Below are 9,035 nucleotides of genomic sequence, written 5' to 3'. Positions count from 1 at the left end.
ATCAAGCGTTTTTCAAAAGAGAATTTTTCTGCAATTGTTTTAACATACACTTCTTCCAGGTTGGCTGCATTAAGTGAAGACAATTGTTTTAATTCTGTATTTTCAAAAAAAACTACCATCAGTAAATGATGCTTTGCAATAGACTTTAAATAATTTAATTGTCGTTTTAAACCAGCGAGCGATTCAAAATTGGCAAATAAAATCAACAGGCTGCGTTGCTTGATCCTGTTACGTATTTGCAGGTAAAGCATTTCATAATCACTTTCTAAAAAATCTGTTTCCTGGTTGTACAACAGTTGTAGAATGGTGGCTTTTTGCAGCGGCTTTCGATCGGCCGCCAGTATTGTACCCATTTTATTGGCAAAGGTTATAATCCCTACTTTATCATGCTTTTGTAAACAAACATTGCTTAATACCAACGTACTATTGATGGCATAATCGAGCAAACTTAAATTATTAAAAGGCATTTTCATTAATCGGCCTTTATCAATAAGGCAATACACCTGCTGGCTTTTTTCATCGGTAAAATTATTTACCATGATGGATGACCTGCGGGCAGTTGCTTTCCAGTTAATGGTTCGTATATCATCGCCACGTACATACTCTTTTATCTGCTCAAACTCCATACTGTGGCCAATCTTACGCATCCGTTTATTGCCATATTCCATTTGTATGGTTGTTTGAGAAAGTAGTTCATACTTCCGAAGCTGCATAAACGAAGGATATACCGGAACCATTGTTCCGGCTTCAATATCAAACCGCCGCATCAACAGCCCCAGCAAAGATTTAACGTATATAATTATATTACCAAAATGATATTCGCCTCTTTCTGCTGGCCTCACAGAATAAACAATATCCTTTTGCTGCAGGCCTTTAAAATGCTGGTGCAATATCCAGTCCCGCTTTTGAAACTGCACAGGCAATTCATCAATAATCTCCAGGTATAATTCAAAAGGCATCCGGTTGGTTATCTGTAACGTAACTTTATTTTCATCGCTGTTGCTTAAACGGTCTGCCATGATTCTTTTTGCCCCTGGCATTTTACCAATAATAAAAAGAAAAAAATAATCAACCAATACCAGCATTGCTATTACATAGCAGCCAATTTGCGGCACTAAAAATAAAGGTGCATAAAAAAAAGAAATGATAAACAGAACAGCGCAAATACCCACCACCACGTAAAAACGTGTGTTTAAAAAAAGATCCCCGATGTATTTTTTTATAAGTGTCATTATTAAGAAAGGAAACTAAGTTTAAATTTTATCTGGGTACTTCAATTGATTTTAAAATGGTTTCTACCAGGTCATCTGGCGTAACGCCTTCCATTTCCTTTTCGGGTGTAAGAATGATGCGATGTCTTAGTACCGGTACTGCCATTTCCACAATATCTTCGGGCGTAACAAAATCTCTTCCGTTAATGGCAGCGCTAGCTTTGGAAGCCCTTAGAATTGCAAGTGATGCACGTGGGGATGCACCTAGGTACAGTGCAGGATTGTTGCGGGTTTCAATTACAATCTTTGCAATAAATTCAATCAGCCTTGGCTCAACAATAACGGATTGAATTACCTTTCTGAATTCATAAATTTCTTTAACAGAAACAATTTTATTTACCTGGCTCAGCAGTTCAGTTTGTGTACTGCCGTGCTGGCTGTTTAAGATGCCTATCTCTTCTTGCAGGGTTGGATATTGCACATCAATTTTAAAAATAAAACGATCAAGCTGGGCTTCCGGCAGGCGGTAAGTACCTTCCTGCTCTACGGGGTTTTGTGTTGCAAGGATAATGAAAGGAAACCGCATTTCATGTGTTACTCCATCTACGGTTACTTGCCTTTCTTCCATCACTTCAAAGAGTGCGGCCTGTGTTTTTGCAGGAGCCCGGTTAATTTCATCAATTAAAATAATGTTGCTGAAAACAGGGCCGGGCTTAAAATAGAAATCGCCTTCTTTTGGATTAAAAACTGTGGTACCCACCACATCACTCGGCATCAGGTCGGGCGTAAACTGTATCCTGCTAAAATCCACATCTATAATTTTTGCTATCAGTTTTGCAGTAAGTGTTTTTGCAACCCCTGGCACCCCTTCAATTAAAATATGCCCGTCGCACAATAACCCAATCATCAACAAATCAAGCATTTTATATTGGCCAATTATCACTTTTCCTATCTCAGTGCGTATGGCATGCATTTGCTGGTTCAGTGCTGAAAGATCTGTACGTTGCTGAAAAATTTCTTCTTCCATTATGGATTGTTTTTATAAAAAATATCTATTTGCCTGTTTAAAAATAATAATTGTTCATCACTTATTTCCCGTGCATCCTGCAACCGGTTGATTAGTTTAAAAAGTGCTGCTGTAGTTTGATAGGGTACATTACTTTTTTTACTAAGCGTTGTTATAAACTCGTCGTTTACATGACTGGTATTTAAAAAATATTGCTTGCGGATATGCTCATGAAAATACATAATCATTTTACCGGCAATATTACTATTATCTTTTTTTTGTAAATACAACCTGCCGATCGTTTCCGTAAAAGCCACGGTGGTATTGGTATTGGGTGGTATTGTTGTAACTATACGTTGCCGCCGCTTTCCACCAAATAAAATATACAGGGCCAACAACAATAATAGCAGCCAGAGAGCCCCGGCTGTAGCCGGATATTGAAGCAACAATTGAAAGACATTTTTATCACCGTTTACAGAAACAGGAAAATTTCTTTTGTTATAATAATCATCCCAGTAAACATGCTCTGGTATTTTGGCAGTAAAGGTAAAAAGATTTTGCAGGTACAGGTAATTTTTATGCTGCAGTAAAAAATAATTACTCAGTGCCCTTGGTTCGCACTGCAGGAAAACCCTGCCTTTGCCGTAAAAAATTTCAATAAAATTTGCTCTTCCTTTTTCGTTGGTTCCAAGTATATTGGTAATGCTGGTATCATATTTATTAAAGTAGCCGGCAAACGGCAAATAAAAATAAGTATATAAGGCAGTGTCGTAATACAGGGACTTGTCCATTGAAACAGAAGTATAATTCATATCTTCCGGGTATGCAGCTTTTGTAACCGAATGGTTTGTTTTACAACCAAGACTATCCAGTAAACTGCTATCAATATTTTCACTGCTGATAAACAAAGTGTTTCCACTGTTAACATAGTTAAGCATTGCTTTTTGAGCCGCTTCGGAAAGATATAGATTTTTACTTATTGAAATATACAACGAGGCAGTATCAGAAATATGCTGCCATACAGTTTCGAAATTTTGTTTTTCTGTATGCAAATCATTGTGGTAAAATATTTGTTGTAACTGGTTATAAAAAACATATCCACCAAAAGGATTTTTATCTTTTTTTGAAAATGTTTCTTTTAAAGATGGTACGGCTTGTTTATTAAAATTACAGGATGAAAATGGCAGTGCCATCAATAAAAAAAAGGAACAATATAAAAGAAATAGTTTCAATATTTATAACTGGCTGTTAAACTGTTTAAAATTATTCTGAATTTTTGTAAACAATATTTCATCCAGTTTAAAGCCGCCATACCAGGCATATTCATATTGTAATGTTAACGCAATAAATTCATTTTTATATGGCTTGGCAAACAACTCCTGTACATACTGATTATTTGTTTTAGCAGGTGCAAATATTATATCATTTTTTGCCATAAGTTTTTGCAATGTTTGCAGGTAATGGTACCGTATGGCCATGCGGTAATTTTTATCACTAACCGATTGACTGATTAATGAAGTATAATCGGCAGTGGCAAATACTGCTTCGGGTTTTTCTATGATGGCAGTAACATTGTTTATCCTGGTATTGTATTGAAAAAATCCTTCGGTAAAAAAAAGCCTGTATAAAATAAAACCTATAAAAAGGCAGGCAAACGCCCAGAAAAAACCTTTAATAATGGGCGAAAAGAAAAACTTTTCCAGCCAGGAAGTATTGACCCTGACAGGAGTAGTGTGTTGTTTTTTTTGCAAGGCAATTAATAAACTGTCTAAGTTTTTTACATAACTAAAATCTGGGATTTTTTTTAATGCTTCGGCAGAATCAGCAGCTTTTGCAAGCTGCTTATTGTGTAAAAAGGTATTAGCTTCATGCACTTCATCACCCTGTTTAATTTTTTTCACGTCAACAGTTAAAGCCCTGGTTGCCATTGAATCTGCAGTTATAAAGCCAGAATCCCTGTAAACATATTCGCTATCCTGCGCTCCTGCTTTCAGGCAATAAAAAATAGTCAGCAAGAGACACGTTAAAAATTTACTACACTTCATATTTTTCGTAGAGTCAGTTTTTTAGAACTATTTTTTTGAAGTGCCTCATTTTTATTGTGCAGCCGTATGGGGTAAATAACAAAGTACCATACTATAAATGATAATGACAGTAAAAGAATAATCCCGCTTACCCAAACAGGTAAACCAAAATTATCTTCCTTATCAAAAGTATTGCTCATTAAATGCGTTACATAGCTTTCAAAAAAAGCAGCTATAATAAAAACAGGTACAAGAATGATCATTACTTTTAAAGCATCTTTAACACTGCTTTTAAAAGACGCCGTTCTTGAAAAAGTACCGGGAAAAAGAATGCCTTGCGCAATGATGAAACCAGCCGTTGACGCAATTACAAAAGCCAGTATCTCCAGCGTACCATGTACCCATATTACCATTACCGATTTTAGCCCGAGCCCCTTTGCAAAAAACATGTATTGAAAACACCCAAGCATCAACCCGTTTTGCCACATTAAATACAATGTACCCACACCGGTAAGTAATCCACCTGTCACCATCATCAGGGCAACAAAACTATTGTTCATAGCGATGTAAACAAACATGGTAAAAGGGTTATCACTTTTGTAAATGCCAAACGGGTCGCCCTTGGCAATATTGTCTTCAGTGGCATCCACATAACTATCTGATAATACCCCGCGGATAAATGATTCATCTTTTATAGAACCGAACACACCAATTAAAACAAACAACAAAAAAACAAGAAATGTAAAAAGTAAAATTTTGTGGTACTTTTTAAACAGCAGGGGCAATTCATATTTCCAGAAAGTAAAAACACGGTTGTATTTTTCTTTTTTATTCCTGTATATGCTTTGATAAATATCCGCCGCTATACCATTGATCCACCGGGTAAGTTTGCTGTTGGGGTAAAATGTTTTTGCGTATGAAAGATCATCTACCAGCGTAATAAAACGTTCGGCGGTTTCATCCGGGTCGTTGGTTTTTGAATGCTGATAGGTATTCCATTTATCCACATTCTTTTTTATAAACATTCCTTCCCGCATTTGTTAAAAATAAGAAATTAAGTGTGAAAAATAATTATTGTTACCGCATGCCTTATCCCCTTTAAAAAATGATTAAACGGTGCTCCTGCTTTTTTTCATTTACAATACTGCATTTTATTTTACTGAATATTTTTTTATGTTTAAAGTTAAATAGGTAATTTGTAACATGCCCGTTATACAAATAGCTACGCCGTTTAATATAGATATAGAATTTGAAATTGCTGAATTTCATAAACGGATACTGGCTTACCTGGTTGATCTTTTTTTGATGATATCGTATATGTTCAGCATGGTGTACCTATTGTTTGGTGGATTTAGAATTGGAGAAGGTGGTATTGGCTTTGCATGGATTGTATTGGTTATTCCCACTATTTTTTATACGGCTGTAAGTGAAATTTTACTTAACGGCCAAACCTTTGGCAAAAAATTACTGAAGATAAAAGTAGTTAGCCTGGATGGTGGCGAACCAGAACTGGGGCAATATCTGCTGAGATGGTTTATGCGTTTTTACGAATGGGGGTTTATCATTTTTACACTTTTCTGGATGAATCCTTTTACGGGTTTGATCTGGCTATTTATTGGTGGATTAACCTCTATTATTATTATGGGCATATCCCCAAAAAGCCAGCGTTTGGGCGATATTGTGGCCGGAACAGTGGTGGTAAATACTCATACAAATCTTACTGTAGATGACACCATTTTTATGAATGTTACGCAAACAAATTACCAGGTAAAGTTTCCAGAAGTAATGCGGTTGAGCGACCGGGATATCAATACAATAAAAAATGTAATCGGCCAGTGTGCAAAAACAAACCAGTACGAAATGTGCAACCGCGTAGCTATGAAAGTACAAACGGTACTTAAGGTTTCTACTGATATGTATGCTATTGATTTTTTGGGGAAAATTATGGAAGATTATAATTATCTGTCAACCCGGGAATAGCCTTTTTTGATCCCCTTAGGAAAGGATAGAAAATTTTTATACATCCATAAAAATAAAATTGTCACATTTTTTCTAATAGAGTTAAATTGCTTTAATTTTTCATTTCACCTGATAACATAACACTATATGCACCGCTTTTATGGATTGACCGCAGTATTTTTTTTAATGGTAATGGGTGAAAAAATATTTGCACAGCAACTTCAATTGCCCCCGGCCACAAAAAAGGTAGTGCGTTGTTATACTTCAGAAGTGGTAAATGAATATAGAAAAAAGCATCCCAATGCAGAAACTGATGCGCAGTTTGAAACATGGCTGAGCAAAAAAAAACAGGAAAGAAAGGCGCAACGGGGTTTAGTTACAAATTATACTATTCCAATAATATTTCATGTCATCAGCCAAACCAGCAATATTGGTTCAGGTGACAACCTTACAGCTTCAATGATTAGTGAACAGCTACTGCAGCTGAACAAAGATTTTGCAAACCTTAGTAACAGCCGGTATCCTGTGGCATCCAATACAGGTATTCAGTTTGTTTTAGCTAAAAACGATACGCTGGGCAACACCCTTATTGAGCCAGGAATTCAACGCATAAACAGTACCGTAGAAAAATGGACTGATTATACAGTTGCTGCCTGGAGAACCGGTTATATTGACAGTATTGTAAAACCTGGCTCTGTATGGCCGGCAAATAAATATTTTAATGTTTGGATTATACCCAATATAACCAATCAAACAGCTAACTCTGTTTTACTCGGTTACTCCACTTTTCCAGCAACTTCTACCTTAACCGGATTAAACAATTCGGAAACCAATGCCACGGCAGGGGTGGTAGTAATAAGCAGTGCTATTGGAAGCGTTTTTTCTCCCTATGCCTGTGGTGCTTCTTATGGCTTAGGTAAAACATTAACGCATGAAACCGGTCACTTTTTTGGATTGCGGCATATTTGGGGAGATGCCAATTGTGGTGATGATTTTTGCGATGACACGCCGATACATGCTTCAAGTAATAGCGGGGTGCCTTCTCACCCAAAAAGTAACAGTTGTGGTACCCCCGACGAAATGTTTGAAAATTATATGGATTATACAGATGATATTGTTTTAAATACATTTACCAATAACCAGGTAGACAGAATGCAGACGGTGATGGTTTACAGCCCGAGAAGATTGTCGCTTGCCAGTTCGCCTGCAGGTTCAGTTGTTGTTACTGCAACCAACCAACTTTCTTTTATTAATTGTACCGGATTGCTGCGGGTTCCTGAAACGGGGGTTAATACAACTTATCCAAGATACAGGGATGTAGATCTTACTTTGAATGTAGAAGATATGGCATCAGGCCCTGCCATTGTTACCGTTACTACATCCGGAACAGCAATAAATAATTTGCATTACCAGCTAATGACGCCTACCCTGACTTTTGCTGCAGGCGATAATTTTAAAGATGTAAAAATCAGGGTTTTTGACAATGCCGAAATAGATGGTGATAAAACAATTATGGTGGGTTTTAATATCAGCAGTGGCACAGGTGTTTCGTCAGGCAGTACTGCACAAAGCGTTACAGTGACAATAACAGATGATGACTATCAGCATTATGGAAGCAATACCATACCACTTTTAAATGAAGGTTTTGGAACAAGTGGAGGAAATTTACCTTCCGGCTGGCAAACGAGTGGTTTTATAGTCAGCCAAAATAACTTTACAGTAGGAATCAATGGAGGAGCCGGGATTACTGGTCAGTCATTATACATTACCAACAATCAAATTACAAAGCAGCTTAATTACCTAAACAGCGCTGCATCTGATGCAGTGGGTATTACACCGAAAATATCTACTGCTGGATATATAAATCCGGTTTTATCTTTTACTTATTTATGTAATGGTGAAACCAACGCCAGTGTACCTGTTGACTATGGTCAATTAATTTATTCGTATGACCTTATATCTTTTAATTATTTAACCGATGCCACTGGAAACAAATATAATTATCAGGGAGTTACTGCAGCGACTAACTCGGGTAACATCGTGTTACCAAAGGCGTTACAGGATACTTCTTTTTATATTCTTTTTAGATGGATCAATGATAATAATAGTATAGGAACTAACCCTCCGTTTTTAATAGATGATGTAAAAGTTACCGCTACGCCATACCCGATTGAAACCACTGTGAGCAGTAGTTACAGCTATGATGTACGGAGCGGATCTGCCGCCAGCAATTTTAAAAGTACCAATAACAAAGCCATTGTATTTATAAAAAATGCAAGTACTAATCTTACGGACGTTACAGCGCAAATTACGCAGGCAGGCAACGGTACAGCAGTTTTGACAACAACAGGGGGGGCTTATTTACGTACCCAAAAAGTTTTCCAGGTTAGTCCTTCCATAGCCAACAAAGTTTCCACCTATCAGGCATCGTTTTATTTTACAGAAACAGAGCTCGCCACCTGGGGAGCAAATAAATTGACGCTTAAAATTTTAAAAGTTAAAGACGGAGTAAGTCTGGCCAGTACCTTAACACCGGGCAATTCGGAGTTAATTACGCCCACAGTTTTTGAAGATATTGCATCAGGTTATATTACTTACACTGGAAATTTTACCGGTTTCTCTCAATTTGTACTAGTGTCGCCTTCTACTACATTACCGGTAGCATTAACCAATTTTTCTGCTAAGCCAACGCAAAAAAATATTCAGTTGTCCTGGAATACCGAACTTGAAATAAACAACCGTGGTTTTATAGTTGACAGAAGTTTAGATGGTAGTAATTTTAAACAGATTGGCTGGATAAATGGCAATGGTACCACCTCCCTCAATTTAAGCTAT

Annotated in this window: 7 protein-coding genes; 2 read left to right on the top strand and 5 right to left on the bottom strand. The window is 36.9% G+C overall.

Features of this window, described 5'->3' with window-relative positions; translation table 11 throughout:
• The 5 genes from H7254_RS09430 to H7254_RS09410 form a co-directional block, all read right to left on the bottom strand.
• The coding region (locus H7254_RS09430; RefSeq protein ID WP_301932732.1) for a DUF58 domain-containing protein at positions 1-1,232 on the bottom strand (1,232 nt) is incomplete at its 3' end.
• Positions 1,233-1,260: 28 nt separating this feature from the next.
• Entirely contained in the window at positions 1,261-2,238 is a 978-nt protein-coding gene (locus H7254_RS09425) for a MoxR family ATPase (protein ID WP_301932731.1), read from the bottom strand.
• Positions 2,238-3,449: a DUF4350 domain-containing protein gene (locus H7254_RS09420; protein ID WP_301932730.1), complete on the bottom strand. Its 1,212-nt coding sequence runs from the start codon at positions 3,447-3,449 to the stop codon at positions 2,238-2,240. Before H7254_RS09420 ends, H7254_RS09425 begins: the two co-directional genes overlap by 1 nt.
• A gap of 3 nt (positions 3,450-3,452) precedes the next feature.
• Positions 3,453-4,232: a hypothetical protein gene (locus H7254_RS09415; protein ID WP_301932729.1), complete on the bottom strand. Its 780-nt coding sequence runs from the start codon at positions 4,230-4,232 to the stop codon at positions 3,453-3,455.
• A 26-nt stretch (positions 4,233-4,258) separates the two neighbouring features.
• Positions 4,259-5,278: a stage II sporulation protein M gene (locus tag H7254_RS09410; protein WP_301932728.1), complete on the bottom strand. Its 1,020-nt coding sequence runs from the start codon at positions 5,276-5,278 to the stop codon at positions 4,259-4,261.
• A gap of 166 nt (positions 5,279-5,444) precedes the next feature.
• Between H7254_RS09410 and H7254_RS09405 the strand changes: the two genes are divergently transcribed.
• Both H7254_RS09405 and H7254_RS09400 read left to right on the top strand, forming a co-directional pair.
• On the top strand, positions 5,445-6,221 hold the full coding sequence (locus H7254_RS09405; protein ID WP_301932727.1) for an RDD family protein: 777 nt from the start codon (positions 5,445-5,447) through the stop codon (positions 6,219-6,221).
• A 126-nt stretch (positions 6,222-6,347) separates the two neighbouring features.
• Positions 6,348-9,035: M43 family zinc metalloprotease (locus H7254_RS09400; RefSeq protein ID WP_301932726.1), on the top strand; the 2,688-nt coding region annotated here is incomplete at its 3' end.

The organism is Ferruginibacter sp. (genome assembly GCF_014377975.1).
Taxonomy (GTDB): domain Bacteria; phylum Bacteroidota; class Bacteroidia; order Chitinophagales; family Chitinophagaceae; genus Ferruginibacter.
Note: the sequence above shows the minus strand (reverse complement) of the source record. Positions and strands in the feature narration are given on the sequence as shown.